At 63.0% G+C, this 21,775-nt stretch carries 18 protein-coding genes, 2 tRNA genes and 1 pseudogene; 9 read left to right on the top strand and 12 right to left on the bottom strand.

What is annotated here, in order from left to right; translation table 11 throughout:
* Window positions 1-56: 56 nt before the first annotated feature.
* The 10 genes and pseudogenes from HBF25_RS07770 to HBF25_RS22140 all read right to left on the bottom strand — a co-directional run bounded on the left by HBF25_RS07770 (window position 57) and on the right by HBF25_RS22140 (window position 9,980).
* Window positions 57-833 carry a hypothetical protein gene (locus HBF25_RS07770; protein ID WP_166947272.1) on the bottom strand — a complete coding sequence of 259 codons (777 nt, stop codon included), beginning with the start codon at window positions 831-833 and terminating at the stop codon, window positions 57-59.
* Window positions 834-873: 40 nt separating this feature from the next.
* Window positions 874-3,339 carry a VirB4 family type IV secretion/conjugal transfer ATPase gene (locus tag HBF25_RS07765; protein ID WP_166947271.1) on the bottom strand — a complete coding sequence of 822 codons (2,466 nt, stop codon included), beginning with the start codon at window positions 3,337-3,339 and terminating at the stop codon, window positions 874-876.
* 63 nt (window positions 3,340-3,402) lie between these two features.
* Window positions 3,403-3,714 (bottom strand): VirB3 family type IV secretion system protein, encoded by a 312-nt coding sequence (locus HBF25_RS07760; protein WP_166947270.1) that lies wholly within the window; start codon window positions 3,712-3,714, stop codon window positions 3,403-3,405.
* The gene (locus tag HBF25_RS07755; protein ID WP_166947269.1) at window positions 3,707-4,141 is read right to left on the bottom strand and encodes a TrbC/VirB2 family protein; all 435 of its coding nucleotides are present in this window, start codon (window positions 4,139-4,141) and stop codon (window positions 3,707-3,709) included. The genes HBF25_RS07760 and HBF25_RS07755 overlap by 8 nt, the downstream gene beginning before the upstream one ends.
* A 763-nt stretch (window positions 4,142-4,904) precedes the next feature.
* Window positions 4,905-5,393 (bottom strand): annotated as a pseudogene (locus tag HBF25_RS22145) (lytic transglycosylase domain-containing protein); the annotation flags it as partial.
* A 55-nt stretch (window positions 5,394-5,448) separates the two neighbouring features.
* Window positions 5,449-6,489 carry a P-type DNA transfer ATPase VirB11 gene (gene virB11, locus HBF25_RS07745; protein ID WP_166947267.1) on the bottom strand — a complete coding sequence of 347 codons (1,041 nt, stop codon included), beginning with the start codon at window positions 6,487-6,489 and terminating at the stop codon, window positions 5,449-5,451.
* A gap of 7 nt (window positions 6,490-6,496) precedes the next feature.
* The gene (locus HBF25_RS07740; RefSeq protein WP_166947266.1) at window positions 6,497-7,768 is read right to left on the bottom strand and encodes a TrbI/VirB10 family protein; all 1,272 of its coding nucleotides are present in this window, start codon (window positions 7,766-7,768) and stop codon (window positions 6,497-6,499) included.
* On the bottom strand, window positions 7,765-8,520 hold the full coding sequence (locus HBF25_RS07735) for a TrbG/VirB9 family P-type conjugative transfer protein (RefSeq protein ID WP_166947348.1): 756 nt from the start codon (window positions 8,518-8,520) through the stop codon (window positions 7,765-7,767). The genes HBF25_RS07740 and HBF25_RS07735 overlap by 4 nt, the downstream gene beginning before the upstream one ends.
* A 53-nt stretch (window positions 8,521-8,573) precedes the next feature.
* Window positions 8,574-9,632, bottom strand: a complete 1,059-nt coding sequence (locus HBF25_RS07730) for a VirB8 family type IV secretion system protein (protein WP_166947265.1) — start codon at window positions 9,630-9,632, stop codon at window positions 8,574-8,576.
* 12 nt (window positions 9,633-9,644) lie between these two features.
* A complete protein-coding gene (locus HBF25_RS22140) occupies window positions 9,645-9,980 on the bottom strand; it encodes a hypothetical protein (RefSeq protein WP_243853110.1) in 336 nt (111 codons plus the stop codon).
* A 1,274-nt stretch (window positions 9,981-11,254) separates the two neighbouring features.
* Between HBF25_RS22140 and HBF25_RS07720 the strand changes: the two genes are divergently transcribed.
* The 7 genes from HBF25_RS07720 (at window position 11,255) to HBF25_RS07690 (ending at window position 17,323) form a co-directional block, all read left to right on the top strand.
* Entirely contained in the window at window positions 11,255-11,767 is a 513-nt protein-coding gene (locus HBF25_RS07720; protein WP_166947264.1) for a CinA family protein, read from the top strand.
* 89 nt (window positions 11,768-11,856) lie between these two features.
* A complete protein-coding gene (gene recA / locus HBF25_RS07715; RefSeq protein WP_166947263.1) occupies window positions 11,857-12,903 on the top strand; it encodes a recombinase RecA in 1,047 nt (348 codons plus the stop codon).
* Window positions 12,884-13,399 (top strand): regulatory protein RecX, encoded by a 516-nt coding sequence (locus HBF25_RS07710; RefSeq protein WP_166947262.1) that lies wholly within the window; start codon window positions 12,884-12,886, stop codon window positions 13,397-13,399. The genes recA and HBF25_RS07710 overlap by 20 nt, the downstream gene beginning before the upstream one ends.
* 65 nt (window positions 13,400-13,464) lie before the next feature.
* The gene (alaS, locus tag HBF25_RS07705; protein WP_166947261.1) at window positions 13,465-16,098 is read left to right on the top strand and encodes an alanine--tRNA ligase; all 2,634 of its coding nucleotides are present in this window, start codon (window positions 13,465-13,467) and stop codon (window positions 16,096-16,098) included.
* A gap of 302 nt (window positions 16,099-16,400) precedes the next feature.
* Window positions 16,401-16,598, top strand: coding sequence for a carbon storage regulator CsrA (csrA, locus tag HBF25_RS07700; protein ID WP_166947260.1), 198 nt, complete (start codon window positions 16,401-16,403; stop codon window positions 16,596-16,598).
* Window positions 16,599-16,669: 71 nt separating this feature from the next.
* Window positions 16,670-16,762: transfer RNA gene (locus HBF25_RS07695), tRNA-Ser, on the top strand.
* A gap of 156 nt (window positions 16,763-16,918) precedes the next feature.
* The gene (locus HBF25_RS07690) at window positions 16,919-17,323 is read left to right on the top strand and encodes a globin (RefSeq protein ID WP_166947259.1); all 405 of its coding nucleotides are present in this window, start codon (window positions 16,919-16,921) and stop codon (window positions 17,321-17,323) included.
* A 66-nt stretch (window positions 17,324-17,389) separates the two neighbouring features.
* On the opposite strand, the gene HBF25_RS07685 is transcribed toward HBF25_RS07690, so the two are convergent.
* Window positions 17,390-17,466: transfer RNA gene (locus HBF25_RS07685), tRNA-Pro, on the bottom strand.
* A 154-nt stretch (window positions 17,467-17,620) separates the two neighbouring features.
* On the opposite strand from HBF25_RS07685, the gene hisS reads away from it, so the two are divergent.
* On the top strand, window positions 17,621-19,003 hold the full coding sequence (gene hisS / locus HBF25_RS07680; protein WP_166947258.1) for a histidine--tRNA ligase: 1,383 nt from the start codon (window positions 17,621-17,623) through the stop codon (window positions 19,001-19,003).
* Between the two features lie 36 nt (window positions 19,004-19,039).
* On the top strand, window positions 19,040-20,929 hold the full coding sequence (locus HBF25_RS07675; RefSeq protein ID WP_166947257.1) for an HAL/PAL/TAL family ammonia-lyase: 1,890 nt from the start codon (window positions 19,040-19,042) through the stop codon (window positions 20,927-20,929).
* An 8-nt stretch (window positions 20,930-20,937) separates the two neighbouring features.
* Here the strand turns inward: HBF25_RS07675 and HBF25_RS22530 are convergent, their stop codons facing one another.
* The gene (locus HBF25_RS22530; RefSeq protein ID WP_166947256.1) at window positions 20,938-21,633 is read right to left on the bottom strand and encodes a response regulator; all 696 of its coding nucleotides are present in this window, start codon (window positions 21,631-21,633) and stop codon (window positions 20,938-20,940) included.
* Window positions 21,634-21,775 lie beyond the last annotated feature (142 nt).

Below are 21,775 nucleotides of genomic sequence, written 5' to 3'. Positions count from 1 at the left end.
TCTTGCCGTGCGCTAGCGCCGCCGGCTGAATGGATGTGTTCGTCTTCCGTGAACGGTCAGTGGACTTCCAGCGCCGCCTTGAGGATGCCGGCGTTCACCACCGTGCCGAGGGGGGAGGGCGCACCCTTCAGGACGATCCGCGACAGCGTCTTCTGCTTGTCTTCGAGGGCGGTGATCTGAGCCGTTAGCTGCTCGTCGGTGGTTTTCCAGGAGTCACGGGCTTGCTGGACGTTGACATTGAAGCGCGCCGTGTCGTCCTGGAGGGCCTGCAGCTTGCCGGGCGAATCGCCCACGCTGGTGAGGCGCATCTGGGCAAGCTGCGACAGGAAGCCAGTCTGGGTAGATACCTGCTGGAGATAGTCCACCGTGTTGTTGTAACGCTGGTTGTAGGTACGAGCGATCAATACGCAAACCATGTCCTGCTGACTCTTGTAGTCGCCCGAGAGCTTGCCGAGGACGGACGTCAGCGCTGAGGTGATATCACCCTGCATGAGCGAAGCACCGGGGCACTTTTCGGCGACGCCGAAGTTGTCGTCGACTTTCTGGAACTGCTGCTGGGTACGAAGCAGGTCGTACTGGAGGCTTTGCAGCTTGATGAGATTGTTTTGCCAGAACGCTACCTGGTCGGTGTAGTGCTTGGCGGTTTCTCCCCAGCGCTTGGCCTGCTCAAGGAACTCCTCGATGCTCTTTCCCATGGAAAGCGGGTCGTTCACGATCCACTGGGCCTTCGTGGGGGCGGCATACATGCCGACAGCCACGGTCATGCCGATCGCGATTGCTACCCGGCTGACGTAGCCGACCCATGACTGGCGCTTGTTCTGCTTGGTGTTCATGTGGCTCACTCCGATGTGATTACCCATGCGGCTGAATTGGTCAGGCGGCACGTCGGGACGAATTGGGAGTAGGGCGTGGCGAGGGATTGCCCTTGCCGCTGCCCTTGCGGTTTTCATAGAAGGTTTCCAGCCACTGCTCGGGACGCAGGTCGGCGGTGGAAACTCCTTCGGCCTCGGCACGCACCTGGAGCACCTCGTGCATGATCTCGATGTTGTCCGTGGAGGCGGAGATGACCGCCAGCGCATCGTCCATGCCGCGCAGGTTGAGCTGGCAAACGGCCGACGCGTGGCCTTGCTTCACCAGGAAGCAGCGCGAGCGTTCGTCGAGGCTGACCACCACCTGGTATTCGGCATCGGTCAGCTTGAGGCCGTCGACGTAATCTTCGCGGCTGGCGTTCGGGTTGGGCAGGAGGATCATCGTGGCGGTCTGCTCGATCAGCGCCGATGCGATATCGCTGGCCAGCGCGTCCTCCGGGCTCTGCGTGGCGAAGATGCCCATGCCGTTCTGCTTACGGATGGTTTTCTGCTTGTTCTTGGCGAACTCCTTGAGGCCTCCCTTGCCATCGAGGATCTTCCAGAACTCGTCCATCACGTAGATCAGGCGGCGGCCGTCGATCAATGCCTCGAGGCGGTGCAGCAGGTAGTTGATGACCGGCACGCGGACTTCGGCGTTGTCGATGATGTCCGTGTAGTCGAAGCCGATGATGTTGGCGCGCGTCAGGTCGACCGTATCCTGGGGGTTGTCGAAGACCCAGCCCAGTGAATTGCCCGCTGTCCACTTGCGCATGCGAATGAACAGGCCGTCGTCTCCCAGGTTGGGAAGGCTCTTCTGGAAGTTGGTCATGTTGCGCAGGTGCATGGGCGTGTCGAGCATGTTGTCGACCGCCCGATAGATGTCTTCCTCCTCGCGGGAGCTGTAGACGCTCTTGCCTGCCAGCACCTTGATCAGTTCGGCAAGGAACTGCGCGTTCTCTTCGTTGCGCTCGCAGTGGAACGGATTGAAGCCGGTCGGCTTGCCGTTTTCCAGGGCGAGATAGTTGCCGCCACATGCACGCACGAAGATCTCGGCGCCGCGATCCTTGTCGAAGAAGAATATGGTGGGCGACGGGTCAAGCTTCTGCACCTGGCTGAGCAGGAAGTTGATAAGCGCCGTCTTGCCGGTACCGGACTTGCCGATGACCATGGTATTGGCGATCGCCTTCTCCCCTAGCGAGTTTTCGGCGGGGTGCGTGGCGTGGAAGTTGAAGTAGTAAGGCTGGCCGTTGGTCGTCTGCAGCGTGGTGACGCAGGCGCCCCAGGGATTGTTTTCCTTCTTGCCCGTCGCGAAGTTGTGCAGCGGCGAAAGGCCGAGGAAGTTGAGCGAGCTGACGTTGGCCAGGCGGGTGCGATATTTCCAGTTACCCGGAAACTGCGCGTAGAACGCCGCGGTCACGGCCAGGTCCTCTTTCACCGTGACGAAGCCCGCGTTGGACAGTTCCGCTCGCGTCGTGGCGATCTGCGAGGACAGTGCTTCCTGGGTCGGCGCGTAGATCGAGATGGAAAAATGATACTCACCAAGCACGAAGTTGCCGGATGCCAGCTGGTCCATGGCGTGGTCGAGCTCGATGATCTGGCTCACGGCCTTGTCGCCGGACGACACCATCATGCCCTTGGTGCGCTCCAGGGCACGTAGCGCGTCCTGGCGGCCCATCGGCGTGAATGAATGCGTGATCACATACTCGAAGTCGAGGAACTTCAGTCCATTGAGGATCCCGGGGTAGGTTCCGTCGACATACTCCTTGATATTGAGGATGGCGCCGAAGTGATTCTTGCCGTCCGGTGCGGTGAGCACGAAGTCACCGGTCTTGGCCGAAAATCGCTGGCGGCTGACGGCGAGGTAATCGTAGATCGGCGCCTTCAGCACGGGCACCGGCTCGTCGATGCGGTTGAGGATGAAGCCGAACAGCTCCAGGACTTCAGAGAAGACGAGGCCGTTGGCGGCTTCGTACATGCCCAGGCGAGTGGGAGCGTAGTCCTTGAGCACCGCTTCGATATTGCCGGCGAGTTCCAGGATGGTAGCGACCGCCTGGGCCTGCTCGGCCTCCAGGCGTTCTATGTTCGAGGTTTTTTCAGCGAAGCGCTTGCCGTGCACGATGGGGCGATAAATCATCGTCAGGTAGAGCTCGTTCTGCATGAGCTTCTGGCTGGCGAGCGAGCTGTAGTACGCGTCGGACAGCTCCTGGTTGAAGGCCTGGCCGAACTTCGACTTGTCACGGATGCCCCGGCGGCGACGAATATCGTGCACCCAGAAGGCGACGTTGGTGTAATCCGGTGCTCGCAGCGTCTGCAGCATGCGATTGAAGGTGTTGTGGCGGTGCTCGAGCTCCCATTCTTCGCGACCGACGAATGGCAGGCCTTCGAGGCGCCAGGTCAGCAGGTAATCGCCTCCGGTCGTCTTGACGACGGAAGGGGATACATGCGCGGACAGCGTGATGTGGGTCGAGATGGGAGCGTCGGGTGTGAACATGGTCAGGAGCCGTGAAGATCGATAGATGCCCCGGCAGATGGGTCTGCCGGGGCGCCTGTTCTACTACTTGCGTCTATCCTTGGAAGGATCGCGATAGCTGTTCGGCGTGAATACCCACATTCCGTCGTGCTGGGGAACATTCCGTACGCGGGTCTTGAACTGAAGGCGAAGGGCCAGCAGTCGGAAGATCATCTCGTCGCGTCGAGCCATCATGCGCATGATGAAAATCACGCACGGAATGAACAGCAGGAACCAGAAGTTGAAGTACATGCTGAGGAGCAGCCCGGTGCCCGCACCCATGAAGAATGGGATGTAAGGCACACCCATGAACATGGGCGGTCGGGTGCAACCTCGGAACAGCGGATTCTTATGCATGGATCTGCAGCAGATGCATCGCGGTGTTGACGGCATCCATCAGGAACGCGCCGCCGCTGCTCGACTGGCAGGCCGTGGCACCCGAACCCGTGCCATTGCCGCCAACGACCATGCGAGCTACCTGCGCCGCGGCGCCGATCAGTACGCCACCGACCAGGGCCGGCGCCACTTCGGCGATACGCTTGTGGGCGAAGGCGATCTGGTAACCGGAGAAGATCACCGCAATCGTCACGACGACAATCGATGCCGCGTTGAGAAGAGAGTTGATGTTCTGGAAGAAGCCGCACACTTTGGTGCCGGTCTGGTCGATCTGGGCGAACGCCAGGCTCGGCATCAGCAGGGCGGTGACGAGGGCGGCGAGGGCAAGAGCATGCTTCGCCGGGGTCTTCGACTTCGCGATAACCTTGGACAGGGCGGACAGGGCCATCTGGTAGTTCCTTTCGACTGAGTAGGACGGTGTGAAACGGCGATCGCGTGATGCCGTGTGTGGGTGCGACGTATGGCTCACGCCCACGTCGTGAACCTGCCCAGCACGATGGTCATGCGTGGCAGGGGTGGCCCGAGGGCCGGCACGGCGGGACAGGGACCCTTCCGTGCTTATGCATGCGCCGTATGCGCGATCAGAAGACAAAGGCACCATCGCCTCCTCCTGTTCGCAGATCGGCCGGGTCGCGTGCCGGGGCGGCGGGCTGGGCCTGCGTTGGGCGCGCGACATTCATCTGGGCAGGATCGTTGGGGCCGTGCACCTGAGGCACGAACACGCCATTGTCCTGGGCTTGGGGCATGGGGGCCGGAGCGTTGCCGTTTGCGTTGGCTGACACGCCGATCTGCGACATCACGGCGGCCGTGGCGGGATCGGTCGCGATACGGCCAGCCTGGGTATTGAGATCGCTCTGCGGCAGGCGAGGCCCCACCAGCGACATCGCGGCGGCGGTGCCCGGGTCGGTGGGAATGCGTCCCGGCGGAGGCGTGGGCCCCTGGTCGAGCACCGGGTTCATACCGGGATATCCCGTACCGATGGGCAGGTTGTTCTGCACGTCAGCCGGCAGCTGTTGCTGGGCCACCGTCTGGGGGGCAGCGTCCGCGGCCGATGCGACGGGAACCAGCGCCGATGCGGCGGCGTCCAGGACGCTACGCATGGCGACGCGGTAGGCCGGTGTATCGGCGACCATTCCGGTGACGCCATTGCCGACCTTCACCACCCTGACGGGGATTTTCTGGCCTTGCAGGGGAATCGCACTGGCGGAGGCCAGGGTGCTCCGGGCGATGGATTCGTATACGCGCTGGACATACCCATCGCGGTAACCCGTCGTGAAATTTCCCGAGTAGTAGCAGCTGAACGCCTTGCCCCAGTCCTTGCCGGCGCTGGCATAGCACTGCGCGAGGATCTGCGAGCCCGCCTGCACGTTGGGACATACATCGAAAGCTTTCTCGAAGGTGTCCAGGCCGTACTTGCCGAGATTGCTGCGGTTGACCTGCGCGACGCCCAGCGAGTAGTTGTATCCCTTCTCCTCGAGCATACGCACGGTGGCTACCGCCTCAGGAAGGTTCTGGGGCTGGCGCACGAGCTGGCCACCCACGACGCCGATGGCGAAGGGGTTGCGGCTCGACTCCACATTGACGACGTGCTGCATCACCTCTGCCGGTACGGCAAGGTTCTGGCAACCCATCATTTCCAGTCCTGGTAGCACGGTGGCAACTCCTGGTCGATGACCCGATATACGTTTTCGCGCGTTACCCGCCGTCTGCGCCAAGGGTGCGCGCAGGGTTGAAATCGATGCCGGTGATGTAACGTCGACCAGCGTGTGCCTTGATATGCACGACGATGTCGATGGTCAGCATCAACAATCGCTTGATCGTGGCGAACTCCAGCCCTGCGCCTTCCGTGGAGGCCTTGACCATGAGGGCGAGCTGGTCCCACGTCTGTTCCACGCTGCCGGCATGGCAGCTGGTGATCGAGCCGGGGTGGCCGGACGCGCAGTTACGAATGAAGTAGAACGACTCGTCACCGCGAAGCTCCGCAAGGATGATCCGGTCTGGCTTCATGCGCAGGCAGGCTTCCATGCAGCTCTTGGCCGTGACGTTGCTCGCGCTCTGCCCGCCTTTGGAGTAGAGCAGGTGCACGACATTCGGCTGGTCGATGAACAGCTCGCGTGCATCTTCGATGGTGACGAGGCGCTCATCGGCCGGAATGTGGTTCACCAGCGACTTCATGAAAGTGGTCTTGCCACTGCCCGTGGCGCCAGCGACGACAATGTTCTTCTTGCTCAGCACGGCGTGCCGGAAGAAGTCCGCGTAACGGCGCTCCGCGCGCAACTCGAGAAGCTCCTTGTCGGAATCGCTGATGGTGTTGGCGCCTTCGAGGATTTCGTCGAAGAAACCATCATCGCTGTATTGGGCGAGGGTGCGCGTCTGCTTCGAAGGCAGGCGGATGGTGATGGATACCTTGCCCGCCTCGCATGCCGGCGGGATGACGAACTGGGCGCGCTGTCCGGTGGGGAAGGTCAGCGAGACCACGGGGTCCACGTCCGTGATGCGTTGTCCCGTGTTGCTCTCGTTGACCACCGCCGTACAGAACTGGCGTGCACGCTCGAATGTGAGCGTGGGCACTTCCATCCGCTGCCAGCCGCCACGGCGCTCAAGGTACAACTCGCCCGGGCGATTGATGCAGATTTCGGTGACATCCGGCTCGGCAAGGAAATCCTTTACTCCCAGCACTTCGTACTGGTAGTCGAGGAAGTCGTTGCCGACGGCGGCTAGCGTGCTTTCGCTCATGCTGTTCTCAGTACCGTGCCACGACGCCGGAGAAATCCACGTCCTTCGCCACGTAGATAGCGAGGATGGTGCCCTGGTTGATCGTCACGGTAGCCGGACGGTTGGCTTGGCGGCGCACGGCCTGGTTGGCGAGCTGCTGGATCGTTTCCGCCGTGTTGCTCTCGAACGGGGTGTCCGTAACCATGTTGTTGGTCACCGTGGTCGTTCGCGGGCCGTGCTTGGCGGCTTCGTACTTGAACGCGTCGCTGAGCATGCTGATCAGCAATGCGGCACCGATACGGCTACCCCAGTGCGCATTGTAGTAACCGGGATGGCCGGCACCGCCCAGGGTATCCACGCCAGGGCTGGCCATGTTCACGTCGATACCCGTCGGAGTGATGATGCGGTCCCAGATCACGGCGACGCGCGGACCACTCGGCTCCATTTCGTACTTGCCCATGACCTTCGAGCCCTTGGGCAGGAGCAGGCGCTTACCGGTGAAGGAGTACACGGGTTCGGTCACCACGCATGAGGTGAAGCCGGGCATGTCCGTGATGATGCGTGTCTCGAGCACGCAACGGATGAAGGTACCACGCGTCATCAGCGTATCGGGATGCTGCAACGGCGTGGCGCTGGACACCTCGGGCAAGTCCTTGCCGTTGTAAGCGATATTGTCGTTGGCGCTGAACGGATTGCGGACCGGCGTCGGGCCGCCGGCTCCCGGCATTCCCGGAAAACCGGGGACGCCGCCGGCTCCGGCTCCAGCCTGGGTCTGGGCCGCCGCGTCACCAGGTGTCTGCACACCCCCATTGGCGGCCGCGATGCGACGCTCCAACAGGGTGGGCACGTGCGGCGCCGCCGCAGCCTGTGCGACCGGGATCGCCGGCGCCTCTTGCCTCTTCTCCGGCAGGGGAAGGGTGGGGGCGAGCTGGATCGGCTGTGCAGCAGTCTGATTGGGCATCGCAGGCATCGCGGTGGGCGCGTCGGGCACGCTCACCGTCTCTTCCTTCGGTTTTGCCGCGGGCGAGTTGTTACCGCTGCTATGGAAAAGCCAGAACGCGACAACGACCAGCAACAGGACGATACCGGCCAGGAGGCCGAGCGCGCTGCGATTCATGCGGCGCAGGTCGTTCGATGTCAGCTGGGGCGCCGATGCGTCGAGGTCAGGCTGCGGCGCTTGCCGCTGCTGTGACGCATACGGATTGCTCGCCAGCGGATCGGCGGCCTGTTCATGATTGCCGTTCGGCACGTGGCCGTGGTTGGACTCGTCGTCCGGGGTATGGGGAGTGTTCGGGCTCACTTCTTGGTATTCCTTCGCAGACCCACGACGTTGGTGTCGTGACGAATAACCAGGTAGGGATACGTACCGTGGACAACGATGGTGTTGCCCTCGATGGTCGTGTTCACTACCGAGTCCTCTCCGTGTTCCTTCTCGCGCATGTACACCGTCGGGAAGTTGCCCGTCGGAAACTGCTTCAGGTCGGGCATCTTGATGTAGGTGAACCGACCATCGTCGTAGACGTTGACGGGTACCATCCAAGGAGCGGTGCGACGGGTCTTCGCGTAGTCATAATCGAAGTTGTAGTCGCGGCCCTTCACCAGGTCGGTGTCGAGCATTGGGCTTTCCTCGACCTTCTTGGATTCCGACATGAAACTGGTGTCGGATGGGTAGGTGAAGACCACCTTGTACTGCACGCCAGCACGGCGCGCCTGGTCGAGGGTCTTCCAGTCGGTGGCCACCACCTTCAGCTCGATGATGTACGAGTGCGTCTCGGTACGGATCATCATGTTGGTGTCGACGTCGACGTTCTTGGGTTTGACGTAGAACACGTTGTCGCGACGCGTCAGGTCCCAGCCGCTGCTGAAGCCGGTGCTGTAGTCGAGGATCTTTTCGTGCGGACTGAGCTGGATCTGAGTGGCGATGCCCAGGCCGGTGCGTACCGTGTAGATACGATCTGCCTGATATTCATAGGATTCCACGGCCGGTGCGCCGGCATTCTGCGGCGAAGGCATGGTTCCCGGGGCGGTTTCCGCCTGGGCGGTAGGAAGCATGGCGGCGAGGGCGATACCCAGGCTGCACGCCAGGCTCAGCTTGCTGGATGGATTCATCGACGGCGCCCTCCATTGGCGGCGCTTCGGGGCTCAGGAGATGCCGCGGGCGCGGCGGGAGTGGGGGTGGCGGCACCGGGCGCCTGGGTGGGATAACCCGCTTCGGTCGGTATCGTCGATGCCGGCATGCCATTGGCCATGGCCGGGGATGCGCCGCCCTGTGCATACGGCTGGGCCTGGGCGCCATTGGCAAGCGGCACCGGAGCGACACCGGCTTGCGGCAGCCCGGTGACGGGCTGTCCTGGTACGGTCGGCTGGCCAGGCGCCGCCGTCGCGGGTGCCGTCGACGGGAGCGCGCCCTCCGGCGCGGCCGTCGGCACTTCGCCGGGGGCGGCGTTGCCGTAGTCGTTGTCGACACGATAGGACGTCACCTGGAACCCAAGCGGGTTTTCGAGGCGATTCTGATCGTCCATGCGCAGGTTCGGTTTGTACGCGAACGCCATCGTGGCGATCTTGCTGTCCAGGGGGTACGTCGCCCCGTTCACCTTGTCGTAGACGCTACGCTGAAATCGCACCGTGGCGCCGGTTGGTGGCTGGCCCTGGCCGCCACCGATCATGACGATGCTGAGGATCTTCACCCGTATGGCGCGGTTCTTTCCGTAAACCTTGAACGGCGCTTCCGGGTTCGCCTGGGAGTGCAGGTCGAGGTAGGGCTGGGCGACGGTGCTTGACGACATGGTCAGCACGGTTGGCCAGTCACGCATGTTGCTGATGGCGAGGTCGTACGACTCGCGCGCGATGATGAAGCGAGCGATATTGCTTCGGTTCACCGCTTCGCTGCTGGTGATCTGGCGATTGATCACGTCGTCCGAGAGGCGGGCCAGCGAGGTGGTTCCCGTATAGGCGTCCGCCATGATGAAGTAGGGCACCTTCTCCTTCAGCGGAAGGATGTAGAAGTAGCCACCCACCAGGCATAGCGAGACGATGACGGACGCCGTGGCAACCATCCAGGCGCGCCGCTCGCTTTTCCTGGCCAGGTCCGCGATGGTTACCTCGAAGTTCACCGATTGGGCGAGCACTTCGTCGATCTTTGGCGATTGTTTTTTCTTGAGCATGTTCGCGGTCCGTTACTTCGTATCAGGGGTAACGGGCTTGGCTGGCGCGGACGCCTGCGTATTTGCCGGTGCGGTGTTGCCTGCCGGCGGCGCCGTCACGCTGCTGACTTCCTCGACGATGATCTGCGGGCCTTCGATCACCACGGCGATGCCCTGCGGCGCGTAGATGGCGCTGAGCTGAGACGCTGCGTCCCGTGCTTCCGAGGTGTGGATTTGTGACGCAGCCTTCGGAAGTGTGTAATCGGAACGGAGACGATAGGACAACTTAAGGCCCGTATCGGTGCTCCAGCGACTGAGCATGACCTTGAGCGTGCCGTCCATGGGCGCCGCGTAGTAGGCGTAGGGCACAGCCAGAGGAATTTCGGTAGGCGTGTCGTCGTACCGGTTGACCGGCTTCCAGGAGCCCCCGAAGTCCTTGGCTGGCGGGGTTCCGCATCCAATTAGGGCAAGGCAAATCACGGAAGACGTGCCAATTTTTCGCAAAATGTGAGGGTCTGTTTTCACGTTTGACTCGTAATGCGTTGAAAGATAGATACTTTCTGATTACGGGCTACGGCATCGGTCCATCGACGGACACCGGATTCAACCCGGTACGACTCGACTGCTATTCGGCAAAAAAGCGTTCGTGCGCGCACACTGCGCCGCAGCGATCGCTGGTGCATCCGTAAAATGGGCACGCGCCTGCATTCGCGCAGGGCGCGGCCCCTTGATGATGATCGCAGGCCACCATGGCCCGCTTCATCGGTTTGTCATCCATACAACTTCCAACTCCTGGCGACCCCTGTCGCTCTTCTCCACTTGGTGTCTCCGAGAGGGCACCGTCGAGGCCGGGAGCCGCTCTGTCGAAGACAGCAGCTCATCGAAAGAACCGGCGAACGATAGTGGACTCCCCGTAGCGGACTCAGTCCGCGTCAAAAAAATAACTCATCATTCATCATTTGGCTAGACCGGAAAAAATTTATCTTCGTGATTGATTTCACAGAATAAAGACGCGAAACATGCCTTGACATCCATGGCATGTATGACGGTTGCGTATTTGACCATTGTCATAAAGTCGGAATGTTGACGGTCGTATTTTTTGTTGGTGACTCGTGTGGAAAGCGGGAGACTTGTCCATCCATGCGTACGTGTCGGCGCGACTTCGGCGGCTCTATCCTCGACCCATATCGACATGCATTACCCCTTTGACTGGACGTCCAGACGGCCATCACCAAGTCATTCGAAAAGCAACGGCCAGCGATGCGCGTTAATGACGTTCCGCGATATGTATCGTCGAATTTCCTCCCCTTTTTGGAGGAGAATGCGAGATAAAAAGCATACGCACGCGCATGGCTTTCATAACGTGTATTGGCTATTTTGACCGTCACAAAAGGGTTGCGTTAGTCGGTCTGGCCCGCGGCGCCCCTCAGCCCGCTGTCCCTGTGTTGCGTGGATGAAACAGTAGGTGGCGTGTAGGCGGCGTCAGCGACTTCATGCTGTTTCGGGTGTGACCGAGGCTGTTTGGCTCTGGGCCGGGCAGGAGTACCTGGCAAGCAGGCCTGTCTGCCCCCAATTGCGCTTGGCGCCCCCTTTGCGAGGGTGTAGAACGTGCCGATTCCGCATTGCACTAGAAGGCAGCCTTTATGACCCCGATCCCCGTTCCTGCCGATTCCGACCTCATGGCCCTGGCCGAACAGGTGGCGACGGCCGCCATCGAGCGCCGCGTGATGGTTGCCACGGCCGAATCCTGTACCGGTGGCTGGATCGCCAAGTCGCTCACCGACCTGGCGGGCAGTTCGGCGTGGTTCGAGGCCGGCGTGGTCACCTATAGCTATAGCGCCAAGGAATCCCTGTTAGGGGTCAACCCGCGCACCCTGGAGCGCACCGGTGCGGTGAGCGAGGAGACCGTGCTGGAGATGGTGTCCGGTGCCGTCGCCCGCTATGGCGCCGGCGTGGCGGTGGCGGTCACCGGTATTGCGGGCCCCTCCGGTGGTACCGCGGACAAGCCCGTGGGTACGGTCTGGATCGGCTGGAAGCGCCGCGGGGGCTACGCCCACGCCACGCTCTTCCATTTTGCAGGCGATCGCGAGGCGGTGCGGCGGCAGACGGTGGCGGCCGCACTCGCTGGAATGGTCGAGGAACTGAAGAAGCCCTGAGGCTATGGCACACTTGGGGATTGCGGATCGCAGTCCCTGAGACCACGGTCGGGCAACATAACCTCACTACTTACGAGACCGGAATCACGATGGACGACAATAAGCGCAAGGCGCTGGCCAGCGCCCTTGGCCAGATCGAGAAACAGTTCGGCAAGGGTGCCGTGATGCGTCTTGGCGACCGGGTCGACGACCAGATCGACACCGTGTCGACCGGTTCACTGGGTCTCGACATCGCCCTCGGCATCGGCGGCCTGCCTCGCGGCCGCATCGTCGAGATCTACGGCCCGGAATCCTCGGGCAAGACCACGCTTACCCTGCAGGCCATCGCTTCGTGCCAGCGTGGTGGCGGCACGGCGGCCTTCGTGGATGCCGAGCACGCACTCGACCCGTCCTACGCCGAAAAGCTGGGCGTCAACGTGGCCGACCTGCTGGTCAGCCAACCGGATACCGGCGAACAGGCGCTCGAAATCGCCGACATGCTCGTGCGCTCCGGCGCCGTCGACATGGTGGTGGTCGACTCCGTGGCAGCACTCACGCCCAAGGCCGAAATCGAAGGCGAGATGGGCGATTCCCACGTGGGTCTGCACGCCCGCCTGATGAGCCAGGCCCTGCGCAAGCTCACGGCCAACATCAAGAAGTCGAACTGCCTGGTCATCTTCATCAACCAGATCCGCATGAAGATCGGCGTGATGTTCGGCAGCCCGGAAACCACCACCGGTGGTAACGCGCTGAAGTTCTACGCCTCGGTGCGCCTCGACATCCGCCGCATCGGCGCAGTGAAGAAGGGCGAGGAAGTCATCGGCTCCGAAACCCGCGTGAAGGTGGTCAAGAACAAGGTGGCGCCGCCGTTCCGCCAGACCGAATTCGAGATCCTCTACGGCGAGGGCACCTCGCGCGAAGGCGAGATCATCGAGCTGGGCGTTCGCGAGAACCTCATCGACAAGTCCGGCGCGTGGTACAGCTACAAGGGCGACCGCATCGGCCAGGGCAAGGAAAACGTCCGCCAGTTCCTGCGTGACAACCCGGCCATTGCCAACGAAGTCGATGCCGAACTGCGCGCGCGCCTGCTCGTGAAGCCGGGCAACGGCAACAGCGCCTCGAACGACACCGAGCAGGATGAGGCCGAGGAAGCCTGACCGTAGCGGCGGGACGGGCGAGTCCGGCAACGCCGGCCGCCCCTCCCGCAGCGCCTACGACAAGGCGCTGGGCCTGCTGGCCCGCCGTGAACACTCCCGTCGCGAACTCCGGCAGAAGCTGGAGCGCGGCGGTTTTGCGCGTGAGGAAACCACGGCCGCCGTCGAGCGGCTGGAAGGCCAGGGCTATCAGGATGACCGGCGATTCGCGGAGTCGTTGCTCCGCACCCGGGTAGGGCAGGGCTATGGGCCGGCCCGCATACGGGCCGAGCTGCGCAGCCAGGGCCTTGCCGACAGCGAGGTCCGCACCCTGCTGGAGGAGGCCGGTGTCGATTGGCACGAAATTGCCGCGGATCAGTTGCGCCGACGCTATGGCGCGGGCAGCGCGGACCCGGCTGAGCGGGCCCGAAGGGCGCAGTTCCTCTTGCGTCGAGGCTTCGCGGCCGCCACAGTACGTGTTCTTACCCACGCCGATGCGGAAGACCCCGACGACGACTGAAGGCAACGAGCCTTGATTCCGGCCGGAGCGTCTCCGTGACACGCAGCCGCCAGCCACGATCGCTCATGAAAACCGCCGACATTCGTTCGACCTTCCTCGACTTCTTCCGTTCCAAGGACCACACCATCGTGCCTTCGGCATCGCTGGTGCCGTCGAACGACCCCACGCTGCTGTTCACGAACTCGGGCATGGTCCCGTTCAAGAACGTGTTCCTGGGCAGCGAAAAGCCGGGCTACGTCCGGGCTGCCGACGTCCAGCGCTGCCTGCGCGCGGGTGGCAAGCACAACGATCTCGACCAGGTGGGCTACACCGCCCGCCACCACACCTTCTTCGAGATGCTGGGCAACTGGTCGTTCGGCGATTACTTCAAGCGCGACGCCATCGCCTACGCCTGGGAGCTGCTTACCAGCGTCTACAAGCTGCCGGCCGACCGCCTTTGGGTCACCGTGTATCACACGGACGACGAGGCCTTCGACATCTGGAACAAGGAAGTCGGCGTGCCGGCCGATCGCATCGTGCGTATCGGCGACAACAAGGGCGCACCGTTCGCCTCGGACAATTTCTGGCAGATGGCCGATACCGGCCCCTGCGGTCCGTGTACGGAAATCTTCTTCGATCACGGTCCGGATGTTGCCGGCGGCCCCCCCGGCTCGCCCGACGAAGACGGTGATCGCTACATCGAAATCTGGAACCTCGTGTTCATGCAGTTCGACCGCGCACCGGATGGCACGCTGTCGCCCCTGCCGGCGCCGTGCGTCGACACGGGCATGGGCCTGGAGCGCCTTGCGGCCGTACTCCAGCACGTGCATTCCAACTACGAGATCGACCTGTTCGCCCACCTCATCGGCGAGGCATCGCGCCTGACCGGCACGGCCGACTTGTCCAACAAGTCGCTGCGCGTCATTGCCGATCACATCCGCGCCGCATCGTTCCTCATCGTCGATGGCGTGCTGCCGTCGAACGAGGGGCGTGGCTACGTTCTTCGCCGCATCATCCGCCGCGCATTGCGCCATGGCTGGATGCTGGGCGTGCGCGGTGACTTCTTCTGGAAGATGGTCGCGCCGCTCGTGGAGGAAATGGGCGAGGCTTATCCTGAGCTGGCCGCAAAGCGTGCCTTCGTTGAGCAGGCGCTCCGGACGGAAGAAGAGCGCTTCGGCGAGACACTGGAACACGGCATGCGCCTGTTCGACGACATCGCCGCGAAGTCGGGCCAGGTTATCCCGGGCGCCGATGCGTTCCGCCTGTACGACACCTATGGTTTTCCGGTCGATCTCACGGCAGATATCGCGCGTGAGCGTGGCATGACCGTCGACATGGCCGGCTTCGAGCAGGCCATGGGCGAGCAGCGTGCACGTGCACGTGCCGCCAGCAACTTCGCCACCAAGGCGCAGCTGCCTGCCGAAGTGGCCAGCGTGCTGGCGCCGACGGTGTTCACCGGCTACGAGGTTCTGGATCTCGCCGATGCACGTGTCGTCGCCATCGTTCGCGAGGGCAAGGCGGTGGATACCCTCGCCGATGGCGAGGAGGGTTTCCTCCTGCTTGATCGCACGCCGTTCTACGCCGAATCCGGCGGCCAGGTTGGCGACACGGGCATGTTGCGCAATCCGTCGGGCGCGCTGGCCGTGCAGGACACCCAGAAGGTCGGTGGCGTGTTCTTCGCGCATTTCGGCACGTGGCAGGGCTCTGCCGCGTTAAACAAGGGTGACCTCGTCACGGCCTCGGTGGATGCCGCGCAGCGTCAGTCCACCGTGCTCAATCATTCGGCAACGCATCTGCTGCATTCGGCCCTGCGCACGGTCCTGGGTGATCATGTGGCGCAGAAGGGTTCGCTGGTGGCGCCGGAGCGTCTTCGCTTCGATTTTTCGCATTTCAAGGCACTTTCGGCCGAAGAACTCGCGCAGATCGAGCGCATGGTCAACGATGAGATCCGTCGCAACGATCAGGCCGAAGTGCATCACATGGGCTACGACGACGCGATCGAATTCGGTGCCATTGCCCTGTTCGGCGAGAAGTACGGCTCGGAAGTGCGTGTGTTGAAAATGGGTGACTTCTCCACCGAATTGTGCGGCGGCACGCATGTGTCGCGCACGGGTGATATCGGCCTGTTCAAGATCGTGTCCGAGTCGGGCGTGGCCGCCGGTGTGCGCCGTATCGAGGCCGTCACGGGTGCCGGTGCCATGGCCCGTATAGCCGACGAAGAGCGCATTCTCGGCGAGGTGTCAGGCCTTCTTGCCGCCACGGGTGACGACGTCATCGAGAAGCTGCGGCAGCTGTTCGATCGCCAGAAGAAACTCGAGCGCGAGATCGAATCGTTCAAGGCCAAGGCCGCCAGCTCGGCTTCGGCCGATCTGGCCGCTTCCGCTGCCGATATCGCGGGTATCAAGGTGGTTGCCGCACGCCTGGAAGGCCTCGATGCGAAGTCGCTGCGCGACAGTCTCGACGTGCTGAAACAGCAGCTCGGCGATTGCGCGGTGGTCCTTGCCGGCGCGGCCGATGGGCGCGTGTCGCTCGTGGCCGGTGTGGGCGGTTCTGCCCTGGGCCGGATCAAGGCGGGCGACCTCGTTGCCGAGGTTGCCTCGAAGATCGAAGGCAAGGGCGGCGGCCGACCGGACATGGCCCAGGGCGGCGGCCTGGATGCCCCCGGCCTGCCTGCCATCCTGGCCGGCATTCCGGCATGGATCGCGGGCAAGCTGGGCTGATCCAAAGTTCTTGCGAGGTGCCGGCCGCTCCGATCGAGCAGCCGGCGTTGGTCTTCACGGTCGCGTGCGTTGCGCCAGTCGGTTTGGCTCAGCTAGTATCAGCCGAATGTCGAGCGCATCCTTCGGCATCGATCCGGCAAAGGGTCGAAGGCAGGACAGCTGGTCAGCGACAAACACAACTTATGAGCCGGGGAAGGCAGTTCGGCCTTCGATGGTCGAAACGTCGATCCATCGGCGACAAGCACTCGGGGTGAGTTGTCGTTGGTGGGGAAGCCAATACCTGATTTTATGGAGTATCAATCATGCTGATTCTGACCCGCCGGGTCGGTGAAACCCTGATGATCGGCGACGAGGTGACCGTCACCGTCCTGGGTGTGAAAGGTAACCAGGTCCGCATCGGTATCAATGCGCCGAAGAACGTTGCGGTTCACCGCGAAGAGATCTACCAGCGCATCAAGAACGAAGGCGATACCGGCGACCATTCCGGTAACGATCAATAAGGCTTTACGAGCCGCGCAAGGGCAAGTATCCTTGCTGGCTCGTTGAGTTGGTCAGATCGGCGAAACAATCCGGAGAGTTGCCCGAGAGGCCGAAGGGGCTCCCCTGCTAAGGGAGTATAGGGTCAAAAGCCTTATCGAGGGTTCGAATCCCTCACTCTCCGCCAGTTACGTAAAGCGCCCCCTTCGTGGGGCGTTTTGCGTTTCAGCGCATCGTGTTTCCGGCTCGTACTCCAGGCACATCCCAGTCAAGGAATTGATCCAGGTCAGGGGCGCTGCGCGTGCTTCGTCCTAGTCTGGGCGTTTTCTGGCGGGAATGACCCATGTCGACGGGATACGACGATTTGCAGGCCAGTTACGGTCGCTGCCTGCGTTCGCGCGGCTTCATCGAGCGCTTCTACGAAATCCTTCTTTCCCGGGATCCGGATATCTCGCCACTGTTCGCGCGCACCGATTTCCAGAAACAGCATATGGCCCTGCGCCGAGGTATCAGCCTGGCGATTTCCTGGGCAGCGGGCGATGGCATGGCGAGGCGGCCGGTTGATGAGATGGTTCGCGTGCATGCGAGAACGGGCAGGGCGCCGGTTTCTCCGGTATTTCACCAGCACTGGCTGGAAAGTCTGATGCTCGCGGTGCGCGAACGGGACGACCAGCTCACCCCGCAACTGGAGCGGCGCTGGCGCGAGGCGATGGGCAAGGTGGTGGAGGTGTTCGTCGCGGCATACTGAGTGTCGCCGCGCATGGATCGCGCATACAAAAACACCGGCCAGAGGCCGGTGTTTTTGTTGATTCATTGGTCGGGGAGACAGGATTCGAACCTGCGACTTCTACGTCCCGAACGTAGCGCTCTACCAGGCTGAGCTACACCCCGACGGGAGCCGCGTATATTAGCCATGGCGGCCCCGGATGGCAACAGGTGTTCTCAAATTTTTTACACGGGGCTCCCGGAGCGCCCTGACGCCATCTGGTACTCTAACGGGCTGCCGCCTGGCGGCTTCCGTACAGCCTGTCCCAAGAGGAATTGCATGGCACTCACCCCGGCCCGCACCATGCCTGGTGTCCTCGAGCTCCTGCCGCTCGACCAGATTGCTTTCCAGCGCATGCTGGACACGATCCGCCGCAACTACGAGCGTTTCGGCTTCCTGCCGATCGAGACGCCGGTGATCGAGCATAGCGACGTCCTCCTGACCAAGACGGGCGGCGAAACCGAGCGCCAGGTCTACTTCGTGCAGTCCACCGGCTCGCTCAACGCCGAGACGAAAAACGGCGTGCCCGAGCTGGCGCTGCGCTTTGACCTCACCGTGCCGCTCGCCCGCTACGTGGCGGAGCACGAACACGATCTCAGCTTCCCGTTCCGTCGCTACCAGATGCAGCGCGTCTATCGCGGCGAGCGTGCCCAGCGTGGCCGTTTCCGCGAGTTCTACCAGTGCGACATCGACGTGATCGGCAAGGATTCCCTCTCGGTGCGTTACGACGCCGAGATTCCGGCCGTGATCCACAGCGTGTTCCGTGAACTGAACATCGGTGCGTTCACCATCCAGCTCAACAACCGCAAGCTGATGCGCGGTTACTTCGAAAACCTGGGTGTCACCGATCCGGAACAGCAGATGCTGGTGCTGCGCGAGGTCGACAAGCTCGACAAGCGCGGTCCTGACTATGTCCGCGAAACACTCACGGGCGAGGGCTTCGGTCTCTCGGCCGAGGCGGCGGAAAAGATTCTCGCGTTCGTGCAGGTGCGCTCCACGTCGGTTGACGACGCCTTCGTGAAACTCGATGCGCTGGGCAATGGCTCGGAAGTGTTCGAGCAGGGCAGGGCGGAGCTGAAGGAAGTGTTGGGGCTCATCCGCGACTTCGGCGTGCCGGAATCCTATTTCGCGCTTAACCTTTCGATCGCGCGCGGCCTGGATTACTACACGGGCACGGTCTACGAGACCACGCTCAACGATCACCCGGGTATCGGTTCGATCTGCTCCGGCGGTCGCTACGAAAACCTGGCGGGGCAGTACACGAAGTCGCACCTGCCCGGCGTGGGCATTTCCATTGGTCTTACGCGCCTGTACTGGCAGTTGCGCGATGCGGGGCTCATCTCGACGGCGCAGAGCACGGTGGATGTGCTCGTGACGCAGATGGACCCCTCGCTGCTGCCCACCTACCTTGCCGTTGCCAACGACCTGCGCGGTGCGGGTATTGCCACCGAGGTGGTGATGGAAAGCGGCAAGCTCGGCAAGCAGTTCAAGTACGCGGACCGCGCCGGCATCCGTTTCGCCATCGTCATCGGTGAAGACGAAGTCGCCAAGGACGTCGTCACCGTGAAGGACCTGCGCCGCGAAGACCAGTTCGAGGTATCGCGCGCCGATCTGGTGAAAACCTTGCGTGTCGAACTGGCCCAGGCCGAAATCGGTCGCTGAGTTTTCTTCGTACCCCCCTTTCCCCCGGGATTCCCCATGACGAACAGCATCCTCCTCGACGGGCGCAGCCTCACCCGCGCCCAGGTCGCCGCCATCGCCCGTCAGGGCGCCTCGATCCGCCTCGACGAAACCCAGTTGCTGAAGGTGAAGCGGGCGGCGGACTTCCTCGCCGAGAAGGTAGGGGGCGGGGAGCCGATCTACGGCGTGACCACGGGTTTCGGCAGCAATGCCGACAAGCTGCTCGGTGCGCATCGCGTGCGCGACGAGCTGCCCGGTGGCAACCCGGAAACCACCGAAGGGACGCTGCTCGAAGAACTTCAGCGCAATCTCATCATCACGCACGCGGTGTGCGTGGGTAAGCCGTTCTCGGTAGACGTGGTGCGCGCGATGCTGGCCATCCGCGTCAACACGCTGATGCGCGGTCACTCGGGTATTCGCGTGGAAACACTGCGCGCCCTGGCCGAACTGCTCAATCGCGACGTTATCCCCGTCATTCCGGAAAAGGGCTCGGTGGGCGCCAGTGGCGATCTCGCCCCGCTGTCGCACCTGGCCATCGTCCTGCTGGGCGGTGGCGAGGCTTTCTATCAGGGCGAGCGCCTGAGCGGTGCCGATGCCCTGGCCAGGGCCGGTCTCGAACCGGTGCGGCTGTCGTTCAAGGAGGGCCTGGCCCTCAACAATGGCACCACGCAGATGCTCGCCACGGGCGTGCTCGCGCTGGACACCATGGACATGCTGATCCGCACGGCCGACCTGGCTGCCGCGATGACGCTGGACGCCTTCGCCGGTCGCACGGGCGCCTACGCCGAACAGGTGCACGAGCTTCGCCCCCATCCGGGACAGGTCGAGGCAGCCCGGAGCATCCGTGGCCTGCTGGAAGGCTCCACGCTGGCGGACATCGCCTATCACCTCGTGCCGCGCTTCCGGCCCTGGCTGGCGGATTCGTGGTCGGAGCCTGCCGACCAGGCCCATCGCTTCGACATCGGCTGGGACTGGGTGCCGGCCACTCAGCGTCATGGCAAGGAGGCGTTCTATGCGCGCTTTCTGCCCTTCAAGGGTGGCAAGAAGCACCAGCCGCAGGATGCCTACTGCCTGCGCTGCGCACCGCAGGTGCACGGTGCGGTGCGCGATGCGTGGGAGCAGGCTTGCCGCGTCTTCGATATCGAACTCAACGCCGTCACCGACAACCCGCTGGTGTTCCCGGACGCAGAGAATGCCCAGGTCATCGAAGACCAGGTGATCTCCGCCGGCCATTTCCACGGCATGCCGCTGGCCCTGGCCATGAGCTACGTGAAGGCGGCGATTCCGGTGCTGGCCTCCATCTCGGAGCGTCGCACGGCAAAGCTGGTGGACCCGGCCAACAACGACGGCCTGCCGGCCTTCCTCATCGGCAATGAAGACGCCACGGATTCGGGCTTCATGATTGTTCAGTACACCGCCGCCGCGCTGGTGAACGATCTCGCCACGCGTGCGCACCCGGCCTCCGTTTACTCGGTGCCCACCAGTGCGAATGCGGAAGACCACGTGTCCATGGGCGCCAACGAGGCCCGCCACGTGCTGGAGATGACCGAAGACCTCGGTCACGTGCTGGCCATGGAGCTGTATACCGCCGCCCAGGCGCTGGAATACCGTCAGGACATGCTCAATGCCGCCCGCACGCTGGCTCATCGCGGCGACTGGCAGGCCCTGGCCGCCAAGGTCTCCGGTGCCCCGCGCAGCGATTCGCCGCATTACGCCCGCTTTGAAGAAGAAGTGCGGGCGCTGATGCAGGCACTGGCCAGCGCCGACGACTTCCACGGCGGTCACGCTGTACGCAAGGCGCTGTCGAGCCTGCGCGAGCACATCGCCTTCATGCAGCGCGACCGGGCGATGGATGGCGAGGTGCGCCTCGTCTGTGAGCTGGTGGCTTCCGGCCGCCTGGTGGCTTGATCCGCCTCTCAGGCGGTGGCCGTCAGTGCGGCGGCCGCCTTCAGGTGCACGGAGCGTGACCCCAGCCGGCTGGCGGTGACACCGGCCAGGAACTGGTAGAGCTGGGCATCGTTGGCGAGGCCCAGCTTGCCCATCGCCGAGCGCTTCTGCCGGCTGATCGTCTTGAAGCTGCGCCCCATCGCGCCAGCGATATCCGATAACGAAAACCCCTCGGCGAACGCGCGAAGCACCTCCACCTCGCGCGGGGAGAGTCGTGCGTCCAGGTCGTTGCGCTGGTCGGCGCAGTCGGCCTGATGAAACAGGCGGCGTACCGCCGGGCTCAGGTAGCAGCGACCGACGTCCGCCGCATGGACCGCCACGGGGATGTCCTTCAGGTTGGTCCGTTTGTCGAAGATGGCTGCCACGCCCATGTCGAGCAGGGTACGCAGGATGGCCGGGTTGCTGAGCATGGTGAGCACCACGATACCCACGTCGGGCCGGAGGCTGCGGATGCGGCGGATCATCGGCATGCCATCGGGGTGGGTGCCGTCGGGCATGGAGAAGTCCGTGACCAGTACATCGCAAGGGTTCTCGGTGATGTCCCGGAGCAGGGTGTCGGTGTCGTAGGCCCGGGCCATGATGGTGTAGCGGTGCGCGGTGAGGACGGTCTCGACGCCTGCGACGACGACGGGATGGTCGTCGGCGATGATCACGGTGCAGGTCACGGCAGGGGCTCTCCTTCAAGGCGATTTCCGCCATGTTGGCGAGCCATTGCCCCTCGGGATATGGAAGAAAAGCGCAATCGCATGTGGGCGCTTGCCTCGGCCGGGTTACAGCGTTACGATGAGTTATCGTATTAACGCGTTA

Origin of the sequence: Luteibacter anthropi (assembly GCF_011759365.1) — a bacterium.
GTDB lineage: Bacteria > Pseudomonadota > Gammaproteobacteria > Xanthomonadales > Rhodanobacteraceae > Luteibacter > Luteibacter anthropi.
The sequence above is the reverse complement of the archived record's forward strand: the minus strand, read 5'-3'. Positions and strand labels throughout refer to the sequence as shown.